This is a genomic window from Pseudarthrobacter oxydans (genome assembly GCF_030812335.1).
Lineage (GTDB): Bacteria > Actinomycetota > Actinomycetes > Actinomycetales > Micrococcaceae > Arthrobacter > Arthrobacter oxydans_B.
Genome location: NZ_JAUSSN010000008.1, coordinates 67,581 through 88,976, shown reverse-complemented (window position 1 = coordinate 88,976; position 21,396 = coordinate 67,581). Strand labels below are relative to the sequence as shown.

At 67.2% G+C, this 21,396-nt stretch carries 19 protein-coding genes and 1 tRNA gene; 5 read left to right on the top strand and 15 right to left on the bottom strand.

The window, feature by feature from the left end:
• Positions 1-9: 9 nt before the first annotated feature.
• The 5 genes from J2W14_RS14210 to J2W14_RS14190 form a co-directional block, all read right to left on the bottom strand.
• Positions 10-1,521, bottom strand: a complete 1,512-nt coding sequence (locus J2W14_RS14210) for a CoA-acylating methylmalonate-semialdehyde dehydrogenase (protein WP_307463618.1) — start codon at positions 1,519-1,521, stop codon at positions 10-12.
• Between the two features lie 47 nt (positions 1,522-1,568).
• Positions 1,569-3,497 carry a 3D-(3,5/4)-trihydroxycyclohexane-1,2-dione acylhydrolase (decyclizing) gene (gene iolD / locus J2W14_RS14205; protein ID WP_307463614.1) on the bottom strand — a complete coding sequence of 643 codons (1,929 nt, stop codon included), beginning with the start codon at positions 3,495-3,497 and terminating at the stop codon, positions 1,569-1,571.
• A gap of 39 nt (positions 3,498-3,536) precedes the next feature.
• Positions 3,537-4,508 carry a Cgl0159 family (beta/alpha)8-fold protein gene (locus tag J2W14_RS14200; protein ID WP_307463612.1) on the bottom strand — a complete coding sequence of 324 codons (972 nt, stop codon included), beginning with the start codon at positions 4,506-4,508 and terminating at the stop codon, positions 3,537-3,539.
• A complete protein-coding gene (gene iolC / locus J2W14_RS14195; protein WP_307463609.1) occupies positions 4,505-5,506 on the bottom strand; it encodes a 5-dehydro-2-deoxygluconokinase in 1,002 nt (333 codons plus the stop codon). Before iolC ends, J2W14_RS14200 begins: the two co-directional genes overlap by 4 nt.
• A gap of 217 nt (positions 5,507-5,723) precedes the next feature.
• Complete coding sequence (locus tag J2W14_RS14190; protein ID WP_307463606.1) at positions 5,724-6,128, bottom strand: tautomerase family protein; 405 nt, start codon at positions 6,126-6,128, stop codon at positions 5,724-5,726.
• A gap of 322 nt (positions 6,129-6,450) precedes the next feature.
• On the opposite strand from J2W14_RS14190, the gene J2W14_RS14185 reads away from it, so the two are divergent.
• Together J2W14_RS14185 and J2W14_RS14180 are read left to right on the top strand one after the other, a co-directional pair.
• Positions 6,451-6,813, top strand: coding sequence for an ArsR/SmtB family transcription factor (locus tag J2W14_RS14185; RefSeq protein WP_307463602.1), 363 nt, complete (start codon positions 6,451-6,453; stop codon positions 6,811-6,813).
• Complete coding sequence (locus J2W14_RS14180) at positions 6,810-7,292, top strand: SRPBCC family protein (protein WP_307463600.1); 483 nt, start codon at positions 6,810-6,812, stop codon at positions 7,290-7,292. Before J2W14_RS14185 ends, J2W14_RS14180 begins: the two co-directional genes overlap by 4 nt.
• A gap of 204 nt (positions 7,293-7,496) precedes the next feature.
• Here J2W14_RS14180 and sucD read toward each other — a convergent pair whose 3' ends face one another.
• The 6 genes from sucD to J2W14_RS14150 form a co-directional block, all read right to left on the bottom strand.
• Positions 7,497-8,399 (bottom strand): succinate--CoA ligase subunit alpha, encoded by a 903-nt coding sequence (gene sucD, locus J2W14_RS14175; RefSeq protein WP_307463597.1) that lies wholly within the window; start codon positions 8,397-8,399, stop codon positions 7,497-7,499.
• 12 nt (positions 8,400-8,411) lie between these two features.
• Entirely contained in the window at positions 8,412-9,581 is a 1,170-nt protein-coding gene (gene sucC, locus J2W14_RS14170) for an ADP-forming succinate--CoA ligase subunit beta (RefSeq protein ID WP_307463594.1), read from the bottom strand.
• Positions 9,582-9,803: 222 nt separating this feature from the next.
• Positions 9,804-10,511 carry a hypothetical protein gene (locus tag J2W14_RS14165; RefSeq protein ID WP_307463591.1) on the bottom strand — a complete coding sequence of 236 codons (708 nt, stop codon included), beginning with the start codon at positions 10,509-10,511 and terminating at the stop codon, positions 9,804-9,806.
• Positions 10,512-10,585: 74 nt separating this feature from the next.
• Positions 10,586-11,920, bottom strand: coding sequence for a glycosyltransferase (locus J2W14_RS14160; protein ID WP_307463587.1), 1,335 nt, complete (start codon positions 11,918-11,920; stop codon positions 10,586-10,588).
• Between the two features lie 8 nt (positions 11,921-11,928).
• The gene (pcrA, locus tag J2W14_RS14155; RefSeq protein WP_370871312.1) at positions 11,929-14,445 is read right to left on the bottom strand and encodes a DNA helicase PcrA; all 2,517 of its coding nucleotides are present in this window, start codon (positions 14,443-14,445) and stop codon (positions 11,929-11,931) included.
• Positions 14,446-14,744: 299 nt separating this feature from the next.
• On the bottom strand, positions 14,745-15,599 hold the full coding sequence (locus J2W14_RS14150; protein WP_307463580.1) for an inositol monophosphatase family protein: 855 nt from the start codon (positions 15,597-15,599) through the stop codon (positions 14,745-14,747).
• A 101-nt stretch (positions 15,600-15,700) separates the two neighbouring features.
• Between J2W14_RS14150 and J2W14_RS14145 the strand changes: the two genes are divergently transcribed.
• Positions 15,701-16,354 (top strand): hypothetical protein, encoded by a 654-nt coding sequence (locus J2W14_RS14145; RefSeq protein WP_307463576.1) that lies wholly within the window; start codon positions 15,701-15,703, stop codon positions 16,352-16,354.
• A gap of 211 nt (positions 16,355-16,565) precedes the next feature.
• Here J2W14_RS14145 and J2W14_RS14140 read toward each other — a convergent pair whose 3' ends face one another.
• On the bottom strand, positions 16,566-17,585 hold the full coding sequence (locus J2W14_RS14140) for a hypothetical protein (RefSeq protein ID WP_307463573.1): 1,020 nt from the start codon (positions 17,583-17,585) through the stop codon (positions 16,566-16,568).
• Between the two features lie 210 nt (positions 17,586-17,795).
• On the opposite strand from J2W14_RS14140, the gene J2W14_RS14135 reads away from it, so the two are divergent.
• Positions 17,796-17,981, top strand: coding sequence for a hypothetical protein (locus tag J2W14_RS14135; RefSeq protein WP_307463570.1), 186 nt, complete (start codon positions 17,796-17,798; stop codon positions 17,979-17,981).
• Positions 17,982-18,095: 114 nt separating this feature from the next.
• On the opposite strand, the gene J2W14_RS14130 is transcribed toward J2W14_RS14135, so the two are convergent.
• The 3 genes from J2W14_RS14130 to J2W14_RS14120 form a co-directional block, all read right to left on the bottom strand.
• Positions 18,096-19,628, bottom strand: a complete 1,533-nt coding sequence (locus tag J2W14_RS14130) for a putative bifunctional diguanylate cyclase/phosphodiesterase (protein WP_307463566.1) — start codon at positions 19,626-19,628, stop codon at positions 18,096-18,098.
• Positions 19,618-20,115: a DUF7793 family protein gene (locus tag J2W14_RS14125; RefSeq protein ID WP_307463564.1), complete on the bottom strand. Its 498-nt coding sequence runs from the start codon at positions 20,113-20,115 to the stop codon at positions 19,618-19,620. The genes J2W14_RS14130 and J2W14_RS14125 overlap by 11 nt, the downstream gene beginning before the upstream one ends.
• A gap of 305 nt (positions 20,116-20,420) precedes the next feature.
• Positions 20,421-21,236, bottom strand: a complete 816-nt coding sequence (locus J2W14_RS14120) for a DUF998 domain-containing protein (protein WP_307463562.1) — start codon at positions 21,234-21,236, stop codon at positions 20,421-20,423.
• A gap of 86 nt (positions 21,237-21,322) precedes the next feature.
• Here J2W14_RS14120 and J2W14_RS14115 point away from each other — a divergent pair.
• Positions 21,323-21,395, top strand: a tRNA-Arg gene (locus tag J2W14_RS14115).
• Position 21,396 lies beyond the last annotated feature (1 nt).

Genomic DNA, 21,396 nt, shown 5'->3' with positions numbered 1-21,396 from the left:
TCGGGTCGCTTAGTTGGACGGGAAGTTGTAGGAGGCGCCGGAGGCATGGGTGGGTTCGGGCCAGCGGGAGGTGACCACCTTGCCGCGGGTGTAGAAGGACACACCCTCCGGGCCGTACATGTGCTTGTCGCCGAAGAGCGAGGCCTTCCAGCCGCCGAAGGAGTGGTATGCCACCGGTACGGGCAGCGGCACGTTGATGCCGATCATGCCCACGGTGACGGAGCGCTGGAACTTGCGGGCGTTGGCGCCGGAGGAGGTGAAGATGGCGGTGCCGTTGCCGTAGGGGTTGGCGTTAATCAGCGCGATGCCGGCGTCCAGGTCCTCGACGCGGACGACGACGAGGACGGGTCCGAAGATTTCCTCGCTGTAGGCGGTCATTTCGGTCTTGACGTGGTCCAGGACGGTCGGGCCGACCCAGAAGCCGTCCTCGTGGCCGGGGACCACGAGGTCGCGGCCGTCCACCACCATCGCCGCTCCCGCGGCTTCGGCTTCGGTGACGATCCGGATGATGCGGTCCTTGGACGCCGGGGTGATGACCGGGCCCATTTCGGCGTCGGGAACGGTGCCGTTGTTGACCTTGACGGCCAGGGCGCGCTCTTCGACCTTCTTGACCAGCAGATCGGCGGCCTCGCCGACGGCGACGGCGACCGAGATGGCCATGCAGCGTTCCCCGGCGGAGCCGAAGGCGGCGGCGGCCAAGTGGTCCGCGGCGTTGTCGAGGTCGGCGTCGGGCATGATGATGGCGTGGTTTTTCGCGCCGCCCAGGGCCTGGACGCGCTTGCCATGCTTGGTGGCGGTCTCGTGGACGTACTGGGCGATCGGGGTGGAGCCGACGAAGGAGATGCCGTCCACATCCGGGTGGGTCAGCAGGCCCTCGACGGTTTCCTTGTCCCCGTGCAGGACCTGGAAGACGCCGTCGGGCAGGCCGGCGTCCTTCCACAGTTTGGCCAGCAGCATCGAGGCGGAGGGATCCCGCTCGGAGGGCTTGAGGATGAAGGCGTTGCCCGTGGCGATCGCCATCGGCGCCATCCACAGCGGCACCATGACCGGGAAGTTGAACGGGGTGATGCCGGCGACGACGCCGAGCGGTTCGCGGAAGGAGAAGACGTCGATGCCGGTGGAGACCTGGTCCGAGTAGTCACCCTTGAGCAGCTGCGGGATGCCGCAGGCGAATTCGATGACCTCCAGGCCGCGGCCGATCTCGCCCTTGGCGTCGGAGAGGACCTTGCCGTGCTCGGCCGTGATCAGTTCGGCGAGTTCATCGACGTGGGCCGCGACTAGTTCGCGGAATTTGAACAGCACAGTGGTGCGCTTGGCGAGGGAGATGTCGCCCCAGATGTCGGCGGCGGCGCGGGCGGCCGCGACGGTGGCGTCCAGGTCCGCCCGGTTGGCCAGCCGCAGCTCTGCGCTGACGGCGCCGGTGGCGGGGTTGTAGACGGGCTGGGTGCGGGTCCCTTCGCCGGCGGACTCAGTGCCGTTGATGAAGTGGTGGATGGTTTTGGTGGTGGTGACGGTGCTCATGGAATGTCCTTGGGAATTGGAATCGGGGATGGCTCAGGAAGCCGGGGTCAGCCGAGCAGCTTGCGCTGGCGGCTCTTGTGGTCGACGTAGGTCTGGAAGGCCTGCTTCGTGGAGTCGAGCTCGGAGACCTGGGAGACCGGAACGTCCCACCAGGACTCGGAGCTGGGGGCGTCCAGCAGCGGGTCGGATTCAACGTGGATGAGGATCGGGCCGCCGCGTTCGGGCGCCGCCTTGGCGTCGCGGACGGCCTGTTCCAGCTCCGCGATGACCTTCTCCCCCGGTTCGATCCGGATCACCTTCACGCCGAGGCTTTCGGCGTTCAGGGCCAGGTCCACCGGGAGCCGCTCGCCGTCGTCGAAGCTGTGCTGGTCCTCGTCCAGGGCGCGGTACTGGGTGCCGAAGCGCTGGGAGCCGAGCGATTCGGAGAGCGAGCCGATTGAGGCGTAGCCGTGGTTCTGGATCAGGACCACGATCAGCTTGATCCGTTCGGCGACGGCGGTGACCAGTTCGGTGTGCATCATGAGGTAGGAACCGTCCCCCACCATCACAACGACGTCGCGCTGCGCCCCGCCCCTCGCGGCTTCGGCCAGCGCCGCGCGCTTGACGCCGAGGCCGCCGGGAATCTCGTAACCCATGCAGGAGTAGGCATATTCGACGTGGTACCCGAACGGGTCCCGGACGCGCCACATCTTATGCAGGTCGCCCGGGAGGGACCCGGCGGCGCAGATGACCACGTCCTGGGCGTCCATGGCCCGGCTCGTGGCGCCGATGATCTCGTTCTGGGCCGGTAGCGGGGTGAAGCGGGTGTCGAAGGCCTCGTCCACGGTGGCGTCCCAGCGGGCCTTCTCTGCCGCGATCCGCTGCTCCAGGTCCGCGCCGATCCGGTAGCCGCCGAGGGCCTGGTTCAGCTTGACCAGGGCCTTGCGGGCGTCCGCGACGATCGGTAGGGAGGTGCCGTGCTTGTAGGCGTCGATCGCGGCGACGTTGATGTTGATGAACTTCACGTCCGGGTTCTGGAACGCGGTCCGGGACGCGGTGGTGAAGTCCTCGTAGCGCGTGCCGATGCCGATGATCAGGTCCGCGTCGGCGGCGATGGCGTTGGCCGCCGTCGTGCCGGTGGAGCCGATCGCACCGAGGGAGAACTTGTGGTCCCAGGGCAGGACGCCGACGCCGGCCTGGGTGTTGCCCACCGGGATGCCGGTCAGCTCGGCGAACCGTGCGAGGTCCTCGTTGGCGTAGGCGTAGAGGACGCCGCCGCCGGCGATGATGAGCGGGCGCTGGGCGGCGCGGATGGCGTCGGCGGCGCGGCGGATGTCCCCGTCGTCGGCGTCCGGGCGGCGGATCCGCCATTCGCGTTCGGCGAGGAATTCCTCGGGCACGTCGAAGGCCTCGGCCTGGACGTCCTGGGGCAGCGAGATGGTCACGGCGCCGGTCTCGGCCGGGTCCGTCAGCACCCGGAGGCCGTGGTGGAACGCGGAGAACAGCTGCTCGGGCCGGGAGACGCGGTCGAAGAACTTGGACAGCGGACGGAAGGCGTCGTTGACCGTGATGTCGTAGGCGTAGGGCTGCTCAAGCTGCTGCAGGACGGGGTCCGCGGCGCGGGTGGCAAAAGTGTCGCTCGGCAGCAGGAGCACGGGCAGCCGGTTGGTGGTGGCCAGCGCGGCGCCGGTGAGCAGGTTCGAGGACCCCGGTCCGATCGAGGTGCTGATCGCGAAGGTCTGCCGGCGCCGGGTGTGCCGGGCGTAGCCGACGGCCTGGTGCGCCTGGGCCTGTTCGTTCCGGCCCTGGTAGTACGGCATGATCGTGGGATCGAGCTGCTGGTACTGCTTGAGGGCCTGGCCGACGCCGGCGACGTTGCCGTGGCCGAAGATCCCGAAGGTGCCCGGGATCAGCCGTTCGCGGAAGTCCTGGCCGCCGATCGAATCGACGGTGTACTGCTGGGACAGGTATTCCACGACCGCCTGCGCGACGGTCATTCTGCGTGTTCCTGAGGCAGTTCTGGTTCCCATGGGACGTTACTCCGATACTTCTGCGGGTGCGGTGCGGGCGGGTGCCGGGCGGGCGGGTGCGGTGTGGTGCAGCAGCGAGGCGGCAGTTGCCACGGCCCCGGCCACGTCGCCGTCCTGCGGGTAGAGCAGGGTCCGGCCGACGGTCAGGCCCTGGACGCCCGGCAGCGCGAGGGCTGCTTCCCAGCTCGCAAAGACGTCGTCCTGGCTGCTGTCCGGGTCGCCGCCGAGGAGCACGGTGGGCATCGTGGTGGACGCCATGACGCGTTCCATTTCGGCCACCACCGGGAGCTTCATCCAGGTGTAGGCGCTGGTGGAGCCCAGGCCTTCGGCGATCGCGACGGATTTGATCACCGCGTTCGTGGAAAGGTCGTTGCGGACCCTGCCGTTCTCCCAGATGGACAGGAACGGCTCCACCATCGCGATGAGCTTGCGCCCGGCGAGGGAATCGATCGCCTTGGCGGTGGCCTCCAGGGTGGCGACCGTGTCCGGGTCGCCCAGGCAGATGCGCGTGAGCATCTTGCCGCCGTCGGCGCCCAGCGCCTCGAGGGCGGCAGCGGTGTGGCCGGTGAAGCGGTCATCGAGTTCGTTGACCAGCCCGGAGAGACCGCCGCGGTTCATCGAACCGAAGAGGAGCTTGCCCTCGAGCGCGCCGAGCAGGAGCAGGTCGTCCATGATGTCCGGGGAGGCCAGCACGCCGTCGACGTCGGGATTGGCCAGGGCGACCTGGAGCCGGTCCAGCAGCTGCCGGCGGTCCGCCATCGCCACGGGGTCACTGCCGACGGCGAGGGCGCCGCGGGCCGGGTGGTCGGCGGCGACGATGAAGTTCTGCTTGCCGGCCTTGACGCCGGGGTGGCGGCGGCGGGCCTTCGCGGCGCGGGCGATCGCGTCGGGGTCCTCGAGCCGGATGATGCTCAGGTGTTCGTAGCGGCGGGGATCATCGTCCACCGCGAGGGTGGCGGCGGCGGGGTCGACACTCACAGGGTTGCTCCTTCGGTGGCGTAGGTGCCCGGTACGAGGCGGCCGCGTTCGGCGAGCAGACCGGTGACTTCCTCCGGCGTCGGCATCGCGTCGGCGCAGGACAGCCGGGAGGCGACCAGCGCGCCGGCGGCGTTGGCGAAGTCGAGAACCTGGGCGAGCGGCCAGCCGGAGAGCAGCCCGTGGCAGAACGCTCCGCCGAAGGAGTCGCCGGCGCCCAGGCCGTTGACGGTTTCCACCGGCACCGGGGCGGAGACGACGCGCTCGGTGCGGGTCTTGGCCATGACGCCTTCCGGGCCGAGCTTGACGACGGCGATCTCGACGCCGGCCGCGAGCAGCCGGTCCGCCTGTTCGTCCGGGGTGCCTTCGCCGACGGCGACGGCGCATTCCTTGTCGTTGCCGATGGCCACGGTGACGTGCGGGAGGATCCTGGCGACCTGTTCCCGGGCTTCGGCTTCGGAGGCCCAGAACATCGGCCGGTAGTCGAGGTCCAGGATGGTGAACCGGCCGGGCTTCAGCCCGGTGCGGGGCCGCGCCTCGTGGGCCGCGAGGTGGGCGGTGCGGCTGGGCTCCTGGCAGAGGCCGGTGACGGTGGACCAGAAGATGCCGGCGTCCCTGATGGCGTCCAGGTCCAGCTCCTCGGCCTTGATCTGCAGGTCCGGGGCCGTGGGAAAGCGCCCGTAGAAGTAGAGCGGGAAGTCCTCCGGCGGCTTGATCGCGCAGAAGGTGACGGCGGTGGGCCATTCCTTGACCGCGGTGACGAAGGAATCGTCCACGTTGAACTTGCGCAGTTCGCGGTGCAGGTATTTGCCGAAGGCGTCGTCGCCGGTGCGGGTGATCACAGCGGTGCGGCGGCCGTGGCGGGCGGCCGCGACCGCTACGTTGGACGGTGATCCGCCAAGGTACTTTCCGAAGGACGTGACATCCTCCAGATCCACCCCGATGTCGTTCGGGTAGATATCAACGCTGATGCGCCCGATCGTGAGCAGTTCGTGGGTCACGGTGATCGTGGACCTTTCTGGTGTGAACTCGGTACCTTTGCGCAGCCTGAGCTTCGGTGCTTAGGAAGCCGGCGTGAGCCGGGCCACATCCACTACTCTGCCCTAGAATGCATGTACTGTCAAAGGTTTGTACTGACATATTTACAACTTGACACTGGGGGCCTGAATGCCCTTGCGGCGTGGCCGTTTCGGCGGGCAGCCGGCGCGTGCCTGCGGGCTATTTACTGGGCACGCCCAGCTCTCCGGTGACGTACTGCGCCCGGCCGAAACCGAACGACCAGTCCCCCGCAGTGTTCTCGACGTAGCCGATGAAGACATCCTCGCCGGCGACTCCGGTGGCGGCCAGCTTTTCCGCAATGGCGGCAAACAGGGACTGCTTGGCCGCCTGGCTCCGTCCGGCCTGGGTGAAGATCTGGATCATCAGCACGCCCGGCGTCCGCTCGAAGCCGAGGCCGGCATCCTGGGCCAGGATCTGGCCCGCGGGATGTTCGGTCAGGACGTGAAAGTAGTCCCGCTCCGGAATGCCGTATTCGGCCACAATGGCGTCGTGGATTCCCCGGCTGAGCGCCTGGAGCTGCTCCGGGGTCCGGCCCTGGTTGACGTCGATTCGCACGAGTGGCACTCGCTACACCTTCATTAGTTTGTCCTGACATACTAACAAAGTGCGAGCCGCCGACGCAAGGGCCGACGGCGGCGCGGGGTCACTACGCGTCCCGCCCGGCGGCGCGGGGTCACTACGCGCACGTCCCGAGGTGCGGGACGGGCGCGTAGGGACGCCGCGCTGGACTCTTGCGCAGGCCTGCGGCCAGGCGTAGCGTTAACAACCTAGAGATTGATCAACGATGCGGTTGAACACGAAGTGGACTACGTGATCGAACACGCGGTTGATGACCAGTTGACGAACAGATTCACTGTCGGATCCGGGACGGGAGGTGGGGCATCCAGTGGACGAACGCGACGACGATCAGCTCGACTTGGCCTTCCTGGCCCTCGCCGATCCGGTCCGTCGCCGCATCATCTCCCGGCTCAGCCGGGGTCCGGCCACCGTGAATGATTTGGCGGAACCTTTCGCGATCACCAAGCAGGCGGTCTCGAAACACATCCAGGTCCTCGAGCAGGCGCAGCTGGTCACGCGCACCCGTGACGCCCAGCGCCGGCCCGTCCACCTGAACCCCGCACGGCTGGAGGCGCTCACCGCCTGGATCGACCAGTACCGGCTGGTCCGCGAGGAGCAGTTCCGCAGCCTGGACGCCGTGCTCCAATCAAACGCCGCGGCACGCGGCACACCGGCAAAGGAGTCATCATGACCAACGCCCTGAAACTCAGTGTCCCGGAGGGACTGCCCTTCATCGATTGCGAGCGGGAGTTCGACTTTCCCGTCGCCGACGTGTTCCGGGCCCACAAAGAGCCCGCCCTCGTCGCCCAGTGGCTCGGCCCGCGGCGGCTGAAGATGGACATCGACCACTACGATTTCCGGACCGGCGGCAGCTACCGCTACACCCACACGGGACCGGACGGCGCCGCCTACGGCTTCAACGGCGTCTTCCACACGGTCCGGGAAAACGACTTCGCCATCCAGACCTTCGAGTTCGACGGCTACCCGGACGTGGTCAGCATCGAGTTCCTGACCTTCGAGGATCTCGGCGGCGGACGCACGCGGCTGAAGGCCCACGGCGTCTATCCGAGCATGAAGGCCCGCGACGGCATGGCGCAGTCCGGCATGGAAGGCGGCCTGACCGAAGGCTACGAGCGTCTCGACGAACTCCTGGCTGGCGCCAAAGTCTGAGGCCCGGCCCCGGCACGGCGCCAAAGCTTGAGGCCCGGCCTCGGCAAAACGGAAAAGCACGACGGCGGCAGGCCACCTCCCCGGGAACGTGACCCGCCGCCGTCGTGCTTAAACAAACAACGCGGGGTCACTTCCGGCCCATCCCAGCGAGTGGGACGGGCCGTAGGTGACCCCGCGTTGTGGTGGTGCTTGGTGCTTCGGCCCCTAGAGGGTGGCGAAGACCTCGCGCAGGAGCTTGGCGGTCTCGGACGGCGTCTTGCCGACCTTGACCCCGGCAGCCTCGAGGGCTTCCTTCTTGGCCTGGGCGGTGCCCGCGGAGCCCGAGACGATGGCGCCTGCGTGGCCCATGGTCTTGCCTTCCGGGGCGGTGAAGCCTGCGACGTAGCCAACAACCGGCTTCGTGACGTGTGCCTTGATGTAGTCGGCGGCACGCTCTTCGGCGTCGCCGCCGATTTCGCCGATCATGACGATCGCCTTGGTTTCCGGGTCAGCTTCGAAGGCCTCGAGCGCATCGATGTGGGTGGTGCCGATGACCGGGTCGCCGCCGATGCCGATGGCGGTCGAGAAGCCCAGATCGCGCAGTTCGTACATCATCTGGTAGGTCAGGGTGCCTGACTTGGAGACGAGGCCGATGGGGCCCTTGCCCGTGATGTTGGCCGGGGTGATGCCCACGAGGGCCTCGCCGGGGGTGATGATGCCGGGGCAGTTCGGTCCGATGATGCGCGTGACCTGCTTGCCGTTGGCGTCGACCTTGGACTGTGCCAGGGCCCAGAACTCGGCAGAGTCCTGTACCGGCACGCCTTCGGTGATGACGACGACCAGGCCGATGCCGGCCTCGATGGCCTCAACGACGGCGTCCTTGGTGAAGGCCGGGGGGACGAAGACGATGGAGACGTCAGCGCCGGTCTCGGCCATGGCTTCCTTGACGGTACCGAAGACGGTGATCTCGGTGTCGCCGTGCAGGACGGTCGAGCCGGCCTTGCGGGCGTTGACGCCGCCGACGACGTTGGTGCCGGCCTTCAGCATCAGGGCGGTGTGCTTAGTGCCTTCGCCGCCGGTGATGCCCTGGACGATGACCTTGGAGTCCTTGTTCAGATAAATAGACATAGTCGAGTCCCTTTACTTCGCTGCGTTGGCGAGCTCGGCAGCCTTGTCGGCGCCCTCGTCCATGGTGGCGGCCAGGGTAACCAGCGGGTGGTTGGCCTCGGCCAGGATGCGGCGGCCTTCCTCAACGTTGTTGCCGTCGAGGCGGACTACCAGCGGCTTGTTCGCGGAGTGGCCCAGCTCGGCCAGGGCACCGACGATGCCCTTGGCGACGGCGTCACAGGCGGTGATGCCGCCGAAGACGTTGACGAAGACGGACTTGACCTGCGGGTCGCCCAGGATGACGTCGAGGCCTGCTGCCATGACCTCGGCCGAAGCTCCACCGCCGATGTCCAGGAAGTTGGCGGGCTTGACGCCGCCGTGGTTCTCGCCGGCGTAGGCAACGACGTCGAGCGTGGACATGACCAGGCCGGCACCGTTGCCGATGATGCCGACGGAGCCGTCCAGCTTGACGTAGTTGAGGTCCTGCGCCTTGGCCTTGGCCTCGAGCGGGTCAGCAGCGTCCTTGTCTTCAAGGTGCGCGTGCTTGGGGTGGCGGAAGCCGGCGTTCTCGTCGAGGGAGACCTTGCCGTCGAGGGCAACGATGTCACCGGCGCCGGTCAGGACCAGCGGGTTGACCTCCACCAGGGTGGCGTCTTCCTTCTTGAAAACGTCCCAGAGCTTCAGGATGACGCCGGCGACTTTGCCGCGCAGTTCCTCGGAGAAGCCTGCAGCGGCGACGATTTCGTCGGCCTTGGCCTGGTCGATGCCGACGGCCGGGTCGATGGCGATCTTGGCCAGGGCGTCGGGGCGCTCAACGGCGAGCTGCTCGATTTCCATGCCGCCTTCAACCGAGCACATGGCCAGGTAGTTGCGGTTGGCCCGGTCCAGAAGAACGGAGAAGTAGTATTCCTCGGCGATGTCCGCACCCTGGGCGATCATCACGCGGTGGACGGTGTGACCCTTGATGTCCATCCCGAGGATGTTGGTGGAGTGTTCAAACGCCTCGTCAGCGGTCTTGGCGACCTTGACGCCGCCGGCTTTGCCGCGGCCTCCGGCCTTGACCTGCGCCTTGACGACAGTTACGCCGCCGATTTTCTCGGCAGCTGCCTTTGCTTCTTCAGGGGTGTGCGCCACGATCCCGGCAAGCACGGGTACACCGTGCGCCTCGAACATATCGCGCGCCTGGTATTCAAACAGGTCCACGGTTTAGTGTCCTCTACGTCGAAGTAGTTTCTGTACAGCCGGACCCCGCGTTATCGCAGTTACCGGGCTGCGGAATAAACGCACCCTGCAAATGGCAAAAACGAGCCACAGGGCGCAATACTCCTCTTTCGAACTCTAGCCCTTCTTGGAGACGGGCCCGTTCCAGACTACCCTCAATGTGAGTAAGGACACTATTCTATGGAGCGTAGAAAAACGCCTAGATTACGGGGTTTTTGGGGCGTCTGAAGGTGCCTGAGTGGCTGTTTTCCCGGCATCGGAGATCAGTTCGTAACGCTCGCGCGACACGAAGAATGCGACGCCGGCGGAGACGTTTCCGCAGGCGACTCCGCCGTTGTAGGCCGAGCAGCGCAGTCCGTTGCGCTCCAGGTTCTGGCCCTCGCCGAGGACGGGAAGCTCGGAGATCGGGCCCTTGCGGCTTCCCCGGGGCCCGGATTCGGCTTCCTGCTGTGTGACGCCGGAGCGGCATTCGCCGTAGCCGGCGCGCTCCGGGGTGAGCAGCGCGGCGCCGCCGAGGTAGCCCAGGCCCGTCCCGCCGCAGTCGTCCGTGATGTCCTTCGCGGCCGGCGCGGGGTAGGCCGCCAGTTCGCAGTGCGCCACCGGGACGGTCGCCAGCTTGTTGTTGGCGGGGTCGGCGTAGCCGTTCTGCTCATACGGCAGGTTCACGTGCTCGCCGCGGGCCGATGTCAGGGAGCAGACCACGTTCCGGTCATCGGTGACAAAGCTGAGGATGTCCTGGCCCGCGGCATATGTGGCCGCATCGGCGAGCGGCGCCTGCCTGAGCTGCTCGAGGGCTGGCAGCGGTGCGGGCGGGACATAGTCCGGGTCCTTCTGCGTGACGGTGCACGCCGTGGCCGCCAGCAGGATGAGGGCGGCCAGAATCCCCAGAAGTGTCCGTCGCATGGGCTCCATTATGCCTGCAGGGACGGCGTGCACCGGCGGCTGCCGGCGTCAGTCCCGATGCCGGGTGCTTCCGGGTGCCTGCGTCAGCCCGCGACGGCGGCTTTGATGACCTCGACGGCGGCGCCGACGCTGTCGTCGGCCTCGAACTGCCCCCGCATCGCCTGCGCCCGTTCCCGCCAGGCCGGATCACCCAGCACGGTGTCGACGGCGGAGCGGATCGCAGCGGCGCTGGGGTTCTCAGTCTTCAGGTTCACCCCGACGCCGGCGTATGCCACCCGGGCGTTGACGTCGCTCTTGCCCTCGTTGAGTCCCGCCGTCACCAGGGGAACCCCGTGGGACAGGCTCAACAGCACCCCGCCGAATCCGCCATTGGTGACAAAAACGTCCGTGAAGGGAAAAACCCGGGCAAAGTCGACGTAGTCCTCGACGACCACGTTGGGCTGCGGATACCGCCGTCGCAGAGCTTCCGTGTTCGCACCGCCACTCGCCACGACGATAAGGGAGTCCGTGTCCTTCAGCGCCTCAATGGTGGGGATGATCAGTTTGGCCGGGTCCCTGTTGTCAACGGTTCCCTGGGTGACGACGACGGTCCGGCGGTAAGTCCCCTGCGCCGCCGTCGGCTGCCGGGCGTCCGCGGCCGGAGCGCTGGCCGCGGCCGGGCCGGTCGCGGCGGCCGGGTCGGTGGCAGATCCTGCCCGGTGTGGCAGCAGGGCGCCGACGTAGTGGACTTTCGGGTTGATGTTCCGCCGCGGGAAGTCCAGGGACGCGGTGCCCGTCTGGATGATCGCGTGCGACCACCGGTAGGTCTCGTCGGTGATGGGGGTCCCCCGCGGTGTCCGGAGGCCGTAGCCCCGGAGCTGCCGCGCGTAGCTGGTCCGCGCCGGCTTGGTGACGATCTGCTCCGAGACCAGCCGCGCGCCGGCATGGAGGATCTTGTCGGCCGGGGTCCGCGCCGGGGAGAAGCCGAAGAACAAGGGCGGGACCAGCGGGTCGCTTTCCATGTTGCCGATGGCGACGACGCTGACCACCGTTTTGCCCAGCACCACGGCGACGAGCCGCTGGATGAACATGCTGCTGTCCATCACGACGGCGTCGAACGGGAAACGCTGGTGCACGTCCCGGATGTCTTCGAAGAAATTCGTGACGTTGCTGGCGAAGATCCGTTCCCCGTCGAACCGGATGGCCATCGGTCCCTTGAGTTTGGCGCGCTGCGGGTAGAGCTCGTTGAGGTTGTCCCCGGTGTGCTCGATTGCGCGGTCGAACGGGTAGTGCGGGATGCCCAGCTCGTCCAGTCTGCCGGCGAGCGTGCGGCCGGTATACCAGCCGACCTCGTGGCCCTCGGTCTTCAAACGGACGCCGATGCCGGTCATGGGATTGAAGTGTCCGGCGATGGCCTGGCTGGCCAGCAAAACCTTCATGCCTGAGTTTAGGCGTCGAGCCTGGTCAGCGGGGCGTACCGGAGCAGGAGCCGCTTTTCGCCGATGCTGAACTTCACCTTCGCGACCATTTTGTCCCCCGCGCCCTCGACGGCCAGCACGGTGCCGTTGCCGAAGCTCGTGTGGTTGACCTTGTCGCCCACGCTGACGGCGACGATTTCCTTCTGCGGCTGCACACGGTTCTTGGCGATGGCGGCGGGAACGTCAGCGTTGAAGCCGGCGGACGGGCTGGCCTCGGTCCCGCGCGCGGTGCCGGCTCCCCAGAAGGATCCGCCGTACCGGCTGGAGCCGATGGAGGCGCCGCCGCCCCAGCCGCCGGCCTGCCGGGTGGAGCCTTCGCGCTTCCACTCGACCAGCTCGGCCGGGATTTCCTCGATGAACTGGCTGGCGGGGTTGTACTGGCTCTGGCCCCACATGCTGCGCACCTCGGAGCGGGTCAGGTAGAGGCGTTTCCGGGCCCGGGTCAGGCCCACGTACGCCAGCCGGCGTTCCTCGGCGAGTTCCTTGGGGTCGGTGGCGGAGCGCTGGTGCGGGAACAGGCCGTGCTCCATGCCGGTCAGGAACACCACCGGGAACTCGAGTCCCTTGGCCGTGTGCAGGGTCATCAGGGTGACGACGCCGAGCCGCTTGGCTTCGGCGACGGCGGCGGCCAGCTGGTCGGGGGACCCGGCCGGGGCGTCCGGGATCTGGTCGGCGTCGGCCACAAGGGAGACCCCCTCTAGGAAGGCCCCGAGCGAACCCTCGGGGTTGTCGCGCTCGTATTCACGCACGACGGCGACGAGTTCCGCGAGGTTTTCCACCCGAGACTCGTCCTGCGGGTCGGTGCTGGAGCGCAGGGTGGCGAGGTAGCCGGTCTGTTCCAGGACGGCCTCCAGGGCAGCGGCCGCGCCTGATCCGGAGGCGACCTCGGCGAGGTCGTCGAGCAGTTTCACGAAGCCCTGGACCGCGTTGACGGAACGGGTGGCCATGCCGGGCGCCTCGTCGGCGCGGCGGGCGGCGGCCATAAACGAGATCCGGTCCCGCTGTGCCAGGGAGGCCACGGCGCCTTCGGCCCGGTCGCCGATGCCGCGTTTGGGCTCGTTCAGGATGCGGCGCAGGTTGACGTCGTCGTCCGGGTTGACCAGGACCCGGAGGTAGGCGAGCGCGTCCTTGATTTCCTTGCGCTCGTAGAACCGGGTGCCGCCGACCACCTTGTACGGCAGTCCGACGCGGACCAGGACATCCTCGATCGAGCGGGACTGGGCGTTGGTGCGGTAGAAGATCGCGACGTCGCCGGGGCGCAGGTCGCCCTCGTCCTGCAGCCGGTCGATTTCCTTGGCGATGAACTGGGCCTCGTCGTGCTCGTTCTCGCCGACATAGCCGACGATCTTTTCGCCGTCGCCTTCCGCGGTCCACAGCCGTTTCTCCGGCCGGTTGGGGTTGCGGGAGATGACCGAGTTGGCGGCGCTGAGGATGGTCTGGGTGGAGCGGTAGTTCTGCTCGAGTTTGATGGTGCGGGCGTCCGGGTAGTCCTTCTCGAACTCCACGATGTTGCGGATGTCGGCGCCGCGGAAGGCGTAGATGGACTGGTCCGAGTCGCCGACGACAGTCAGCTCGGCCGCGCCGGGGCCTTCGCCCACGATCTCGCGCACCAGCGCGTACTGGGCGTGGTTGGTGTCCTGGTATTCGTCGACGAGAACGTGCCGGAAGCGGCGGCGGTAGGACTCGGCGAGCGCAGGGAAAGCGCGGAACATGTAGACCGTCTCGGCGATCAGGTCATCGAAGTCCATGGCGTTGGCCTGGCGCAGCCGCTGCGTGTAGCCCTTGAACACTTCGGCGACGGACTGTTCGAAAGGGTCGTTGTAGTTGGCGCTGGAGGAGTAGCTGTCCGCGTCGATCAGTTCGTTCTTGAGCGCCGAAATCTTGTGCTGGATCGCCTTGGGGGCGAAGCGCTTCGGGTCGATGTCCAGGTTCTTGGCCACGAGGGTGATGAGGCGCAGCGAGTCAGCGGAGTCGTAGATGGAGAAGTTGGAGTTCAGGCCGACGTTCTTGGCTTCGCGGCGCAGGATCCGGACGCAGGACGAGTGGAAGGTGGAGACCCACATGGTCTTGGCCCGGGGGCCGACAAGGGCTTCGACCCGCTCCCGCATTTCGGCGGCAGCCTTGTTGGTGAAGGTGATGGCCAGGATCTCGCCGTGGTGCGCGCGCCGCGTGGCGATCAGGTAGCCGATCCGGTTGCTGAGCACGCGGGTCTTGCCCGAGCCGGCGCCGGCGACGATCAGCAGGGCGCTGCCGGCATGCTTGACGGCCTCTTCCTGCTGCGGGTTCAGTCCCTCGAGCAGCTCGGCCGCGCCCGGGAGCCGGTGGTGCTCCGCATCCCCTGCCGGATTGTGCCCGTGGCCGCCGTGGGGCCCGGAATTTCCCGCGGAGTGCAGGGTCGCCGTCCCCGTTCCCGCGGGCGCTTTCGTGCTCGCCGCCGTCTTCGTGGCAGCTTGGAAGGGTCCGTCGGCGTAGGGGTCAAACAACATATCCATGGTGTTAACAAGTCTAGGCGGTGCCACAGACACCGGCGTCCGCCCCCTCGGGACATGCCCTCCCCTGCCCGCGGCCACTGGACAGAATGCCCCTATGTCCATGCCCCGCCGCCAACAATGGGCATGTCCCCCGGCCTTCACAGCGCCCCCTGCCGGACATGCCCTCCCCCGACCTGGGCCGCTGGGCACAAGGCCCGTATGTCCATGCCCCGCCGCTAACAATGGGCATGTCCCCCGGCGGGCGAAGCGAGGACTGGGCATGTCCCGAGGGCGGGCGTGCTCTCCGCCCGGATCTACCCTGCGGAGCCGGATTCCAGGGCGGCGCGGAGTTCCCGGACCGCCCTCGTGCCTCCGGCGACGAACCAGTCGAGTCCGTTGACCCGGACGACGTCGGCGGCGCCGCCTGCCGCAAGGACAATCGCCTTGCCCGGCAGCCAGTCCCATTCCGGGCAGCTGTGCTGGAACCAGCAGCCCAGTCCGCCGTCGGCCACCCGGCTGAGGTCACAGGACCCGGAGCCGAACATGCGCAGCGCGGCGGCGGAGGTCGCGGCGGCGTGCCAGGGCATGGCGCACATCGGGTCGGCGAGCCAGGTTGGGTGGATGTAGGTCGCGGCGCCGAGTTCGGCTAACGGGGTGTTGGAACGACCGCCCGGAACGCCGTCCGGCCCGAAGGTGGTCAGGCGTTCGCCGTTGAGCGTGGAGGGGCGGCCTGTGCCGCCGAGCCAGAGTTTGTCCTCCTCCGGCTGGTAGATCCCGCCGAGCAGCACTCCGGAGGAGTCCTTGAGGGCAATGGCGGAGCACCAGTACGTGGAGCCGTGCAGGAAGTTGTAGGTCCCGTCGACGGGGTCGATCACCCAGGTCCTGCCGCTGGTGCCCGCCACGGAGGCCCCCTCTTCGCCGAGGATGCCGTCGTCGGGCCGGCAGCGCTGAAGCTGTTCGAGCACATAGGCCTCAGCCGCGTGGTCCGCGGCGGTGACGACGTCGGACACGGATGTCTTTTGCCGGCCTTCGAGCCCGGCCTGCCGCATAAGCAGCGCCAGGGTCCCGGCCTCGCGCACGAGGGCCTCGGCGAGCTGATAGTCGTCCAGGGCGGGGTTGAGTTCAGCGGTGCTGTGCCGGCCGAGCCGGTGCTTTCCTAGTTCGGTCACGCGCTCCAGCCTATCGGCGCCTGCCGGCAGTGAACAGGCGGCAGTCCGACCGGCGTTCGGCCCGCGCCGGCCGCCCGGTCGGCACGGGCGATAATGGTGCCATGGCCAAGACACCCGCACAGCGAATGAAGAAGCACGGCGCCAACGCCGTCGTCCCCCAGCATCATCTGCCGTCGGTGATCAACCCCAGCACCAGCCGGACCCCGCAGAAGGCCCAGAACAACAGCAACCTGATCCTGATCGCCGGGGTCGTGGTGAGCCTGTTCCTGTTCTGGTACGTCCACCTACTCACCCTGAACCAGCTCACCCAGCTCAGCGGCGGCCTGGCCATGCCGGACTCCCTGGTCGGGGGCTTCGACCTGGGCTTTGTGGAGCAACTGCGCCTGGCGATGGACGAGGCCGCCCGCGGCCAGCTGAACTATGTGCATAAGACGGCGGGCACCCTCTTCCCGCTGATCTTCGGCTTCACCTGGCTGCTGCTCATCGGCACGAACGTGGCACACAAGGGGCTGCGCTGGGCGCTGTGGGCCGTGCCCCTGCTGTTCGCGGCCGTCCGGCTGTGGGGCAACGCGGCCATTGACTCGCTAATGTCCGCGGACACGGTCGACGCCGGCCAGGTTGCCCTGGCCTCGGGGCTCACCGTCGCAGGCTGGGTGCTGCTGGTGCTGAGCCTGGTGGCTGGCGGCGCCGCGGTGTTGCTGGGTCGCAAGCGCGCCTCCGCCGCGGCCCCCACCGCGGGACATGCCCAATCCTAGGCAGAGCCACTGGACATAGTCCTGTTATGTCCATCCGCCGCCGTGGTACCCGAAGGGCATCACCGACGGCTCCGACTTCGGGACATGCCCAGTCCCTAACCGCCGCTGGCGGGCACGATCCTACTACGTCCAGCCGTCTCCGGGGCTCGGAGGGACATCCCCCACTCGGAGGGCGCCACGGGGACCGCGACACCGCTCACCCCGGGCCGGATCACGCCTCATTGGAAAGATACTCCCGAGCCTGGTCTGCACGCTGTTGTGCCCCCGAAGCCTCAAAATGCTCCACGGCCTTGAGCAGATGCCTCTGGGCCGATTCTCGATTTCCCATTGAAGCATTTGCCCGCCCTAGCAATAGGCCGGCCTCCCCCAGAATCTGTGGCGAAGGATTTTCCGCTTCAACAAAGATTTCTTCCAGCAAATCAACGGCCGCGGCGTAGTCGCCCGCCAAGAAGTTCCAGTGCCCACGATTGAGCTTCAAAAGGAGGTAATCGTTCGCGCTGCCTCCGATGACATCCGTAGCCAATTCCGCTCGTTCGATGCAGCGGAGCGTGTCTGCGTCTGAGACATCCGCTGCAAGCCGCATAGCCGCTGATGCCTTGTTGAACTTGGCCCAGACATCGAGGTTTCTCGTCGGAGAGAAAGTGTCAGCTGCCAGCTCGTGGTAATACAAGCCCTCCGCCACTTTGCCACAGAGGAAAGCCACATTCCCGATCACCCAGTAGGCCTTGCCCAGCAGCTGTTCATCGACTTCTGCCGATATCGCATTGGCGAGATTGAGGCTTTCAGCCCACGCTTCGTGGAGCTGCCCGCTGTCCCCTAACGCGGAAATGAGAGCCAGCCCAGCTGTTACGTTCACTTCAATATCAGCCTCATCCTGCACCAACTCCGTTGCGGCTCGGGCTTCGGCGGCCGCAACATCCAACAGGCCGGCGCCCTGACATGCTTTGGCCCTCAGAATGTGGACCTGTGCCTGGAGCTGCGGTGTGGTGGATCCTGACGCGACAAGGGTACCGGAAACTTCGGCGCTTGCCTCGAATTCGCCAGCCGCCAGGAGACACTCAGCTTGGAGAAAGGTCATGTTCCACCAAGCCCTGATCTGGCCGTCGCTCAGTGCAATCACCGCAGCTTTCCGGGCACTCCGGGCTGCCTCGCCGAAATCGTGGCCAGCCCGGTAGTCCCGTGCTTGAAGCTCAGCCGCCACATATGTCGCGGAAACAGAATTTTGTTGCATGATCCAATTATCCTTTGCCGCGAGGGTGAAGTTGGACCAAACTCGCAAGCCAGTTAGTCGCAGTATTGGCGCAGTAGTGACTCAGGAGCGCACGTTAACACAAGGATTGTCTTACTTCGAAGAATTGTTAGGTCATGGCGTGTCGAATGCCCCTATACTGAACTCGCATAACATGAGTCACATCAGCCTCTTACGTATCTGGAGTCCTACATGAAAAAGACCCTCGCAACACTTCTTGTCGCTGGCGCGCTGGCCGTCACGGGCCTTTCCGCGACTACAGCAATCTCAGCAGCCGGTGGAAACGCCGCCCAGGGCTCCGTCGAAGCCGTCAACTGGTGGCCCGACACCGTCAAGCCGACGGTGAACTGGTGGCCGGACGCCAACCTGAGCGTCTAAGGCTGGGACGTAGAAAAGTACGGCGGGTACTGGAAGGCAACTTCCGGTACCCGCCTTTCTTGTTTAACACCCGCGAACAAAGGCCTGAACAAAGGAAATGACGGGCGGCTGAGTCTACTCCCCCGCCGCCCTGGGACTAATCAGCGCCTCGATCTGCGCCGCTGGAACGGGCCGGCTGAAGTAGTAGCCCTGCCCGCTCGAGCAGCCCAGCCGGACGAGTTCCGCGGCCTGCTCCGCCGTCTCGATGCCCTCGGCAATCGCCGTGAGCCCGCAGGCATGGATGAGATGCAGCACCGCCGCGACGAAATTGCTCTGCTCCTCGTCCGAGCCCAGCCCGGCGATCAGGCTCTTGTCGATCTTGACCACGTTGACCGGCAGTTTCCGCAGGTAGCTGATGGAGGAGTAGCCGGTGCCGAAGTCATCGATTTCGAGCTGCACCCCCAGCCGCCGCAGCCCGCTCAGGGAGTACTGGTCCACGTCCCCGCCGTTGACGGCCATTGACTCCGTGAGCTCGACAATGAGGTTGGCGGCGTCCACCCCCGTTTCCCGGAGGATGTCGCGGACGTGATCGATCAGGTCGAGGTTCTGCAGCTCGGTCGTGGAGATGTTGACACGGACATTGAAGGCGGCGTCCACGTTCAGCTCCTGCTGCCAACGCCGCAGCTGGCGCACGGCATTCCGCAGGACCCAGTGGCCCAGGTCCACGATCATCCCCGTCTCTTCAGCCAGCGGGATAAACGAATCGGGCATCAGCAGGCCGCGCTCCGGATGGTTCCAGCGCACCAGCGCTTCAACGCCTTCGATCCTGCCGGTCGCAAGTTCCACCACCGGCTGGTAGTGCAGGGTGAGCTGGTCCTGGTGGATCGCCTCCCGCAGTTCGGTGATCAGGACGCTCTGGAGCCTGCGGGCATAAAGCAGTGCCGGTTCGAACACCTTGATGCTGCTGTGCGGCTGAGCCTTGGCGGCGTACATCGCCGTGTCCGCTTCCATGACCAGATCGTCGACTGACTGACCCGGCTCCGCGACACGCAGCCCGATGCTGGTGCCGCAGGTGATGCGCAGGTCCCCGATTTCAAGGCCCTCGCCGAGGGCCTTGAGGATCCTGTTGGCGACCCGGCGGGCCCTGACCAGGTTGGACTTCGGCAGCATCACGGCAAACTCGTCGCCGCCGAGACGGGCGACCGTGTCCGTGTCGCGGACGGCCTGCTGCAGCCGCCGCGAGATCACCCGGAGCACGTCGTCGCCGGCGCTGTGGCCCAGGGTGTCGTTGATGCCCTTGAAGGAGTCGAGATCGAGGACCAGCAGTGCCGGCGGCAGTTCGCCCCGGCTTGTCTCGGCAAGGGCGTGGCTCAGGACCGAGTTGAGCGCCGTCCTGTTGGCAAGCTGGGTCAGCGGGTCGGTCAGCGCCATCCGTTCGAGCTCGACCTGGGCCTCGCGCAGCATCGCCGTTCGGCTTTCGACGCGTTCCTCGAGTTCCTGGTAAATGGTCTGCAGGTCATCTGCCATCAGGTTGATCCCGGCGATAACCGCGGCGACGTCGTCCCGGGCACCGGAGTGCGGAATCCGGGTGGTCAGGTCGCCGCCTGCAATTCGGACGATGCCTTCCACGAGGGCGTGAAGCCGGGGGTCCGGCGGATCAGTGTTCACTCGTGTACTGCCCTAACCAGTCGATGGCCTCAGCCTCGGAGAGAAAGAACTGCGCCGGGATGGTCTCGGTCTTCGACCGCAGCAGGTAGTGCGCGATCACGCGGTCGACGGGGCTTTCCCCCACAAGGGCAAAGGCGGACGCCGCGATCGAGGTGCTGTAGACGTGCCGCGCCTCCACACTGACACCCACCACACCCGTGATGACCAGCAGCACAGGCACACGCCGGCCGTTGGCGAGGGCCCGGACCGCTGCCCCGGCTACGCGGGCCTCTGGGCCCTCGATTTCCTCGTTGGCGGGAAGCGCGACTTCGATGATGCCGCCCTCGCGCAGGCGGACGCCGATCGGGACAGGCCCGAGAGTCGTCACTCCCGCGCCGTGCGCGACGTCGGGAACGGCGTGGTGCGCGACGTCGGGAACTGCTTCGTGCGCAACGTCAGGCTCTGCTGTGATGAGTTCGCCGGGTCCGGCGGTGGCCTCGATTGTCATCGGAACTCAGCCCGGCGGCAGGTCGGCACAACCAGTTCGAAGGCGCGGCCGGGACCGTCGTGGCGGGCATCGACGTCGCCCAGGCCCGCGAAGGCTGTCGCTGCATTAGAACGCCGCAAGACTCGCTGATCAGACATTCGTCCCCATTTGGACTCCACAATCGGCCATTCGCCATGCGCTGGAGTTCCGACGCGCATGCTGCACCGGAATGTTCCGGCGAATGCCCTCATGATAATCGAAGGTGCGCCTCCCATGAGACATGAGACACCCCCGAACCGCGGTGCCGTCAGATCAGGAACCCGGCGTCAGGCTGTCCCCGGCCCCCAGGCCCCGCCGGCTCCCGCGGCCTGCGCAGCTCCCGCGGCCAGTGTGGCCTTCCGCACGCGGCGTTCGCTCCCCACCCGCTGGGCAACCACCAGTCCGACGGCGGCGGTGCCGATCGTGATGGGGTAGCCCATCAGCCGCTCCAGGGTGCCGGGCTCAGGCACGGCCATCCCGGTCACCCCGCCGGCGATCAGGGCCCCGAGGGACACCACGCCGCAGGCAAGGATGGGCCAGCTCAACGGTGTCTGCCGGAGCCAGAGCCAGGCCAGCAGCACCAGCGCCAGGCTACCGGCGGCGAAGTACAGGATGGCTCCCACCGCGTGCCACACGGAGCCGGCGTCCTCCGGGACCAGCCCCACCAGGACGGTCCCGGCACCGGCGGCGGCGGTGAGGGCGCGCGCGGCGACGGCGGCCGCCCACGTAACCCGGCTGGCCGGTGCCAGCGCGAACCGCGCCCCGGGCCGCGCCGCCGTGCACAGCAGCGCCGTCCCGAGCAGCAGCGCGCCGACCATCATGCCGATGCCCTGGACCACAAACGAGGCGTTCATCAGCACGTGCGCCGGCGAGCAGACGTCCCGGCCGTCGAAAACGCCGCAGCCCGTCGCGCCCAGGTCGCTGATGTACCCGGTCCGCCGGCTGTACGGCTGCTGCCCCGCCCACGCGCCGATCACGGCGGCCTCCGCCACGAAATACTGCAGCACGCTGAGCAGCGCCAGCGCCCCGGCGTAGAACCGGGTGGACGGCATGGCTGGGATGTAGATGATGTCCTTGGACGGCGAGTCGGCTGCGGCGGTCATGCCAAGAGCGTAGTACGGCCCCTCACCTTGTATGCTTATATCCGTGTCCGAACGGGCCGGCCCGCGGCCGTCCAGCACGGATGCCCGCCCTCGTAGCTCAGTGGATAGAGCACGGCTCTCCTAAAGCCGGTGTCGTTGGTTCGATTCCAATCGAGGGCAC

Coding starts and splice junctions, on each gene's coding strand:
- J2W14_RS14160 (WP_307463587.1), bottom strand. CDS start 11,920: ATGAAGGTTTTGCTGGCCAGCCAGGCCATCGCCGGACACTTCAATCCC.
- pcrA (WP_370871312.1), bottom strand. CDS start 14,445: ATGTTGTTTGACCCCTACGCCGACGGACCCTTCCAAGCTGCCACGAAG.
- J2W14_RS14210 (WP_307463618.1), bottom strand. CDS start 1,521: ATGAGCACCGTCACCACCACCAAAACCATCCACCACTTCATCAACGGC.
- sucD (WP_307463597.1), bottom strand. CDS start 8,399: ATGTCTATTTATCTGAACAAGGACTCCAAGGTCATCGTCCAGGGCATC.
- J2W14_RS14125 (WP_307463564.1), bottom strand. CDS start 20,115: ATGACAATCGAGGCCACCGCCGGACCCGGCGAACTCATCACAGCAGAG.
- J2W14_RS14165 (WP_307463591.1), bottom strand. CDS start 10,511: ATGGAGCCCATGCGACGGACACTTCTGGGGATTCTGGCCGCCCTCATC.
- J2W14_RS14180 (WP_307463600.1), top strand. CDS start 6,810: ATGACCAACGCCCTGAAACTCAGTGTCCCGGAGGGACTGCCCTTCATC.
- J2W14_RS14145 (WP_307463576.1), top strand. CDS start 15,701: ATGGCCAAGACACCCGCACAGCGAATGAAGAAGCACGGCGCCAACGCC.
- J2W14_RS14135 (WP_307463570.1), top strand. CDS start 17,796: ATGAAAAAGACCCTCGCAACACTTCTTGTCGCTGGCGCGCTGGCCGTC.
- J2W14_RS14120 (WP_307463562.1), bottom strand. CDS start 21,236: ATGACCGCCGCAGCCGACTCGCCGTCCAAGGACATCATCTACATCCCA.
- iolD (WP_307463614.1), bottom strand. CDS start 3,497: ATGACCGTCGCGCAGGCGGTCGTGGAATACCTGTCCCAGCAGTACACC.
- J2W14_RS14140 (WP_307463573.1), bottom strand. CDS start 17,585: ATGCAACAAAATTCTGTTTCCGCGACATATGTGGCGGCTGAGCTTCAA.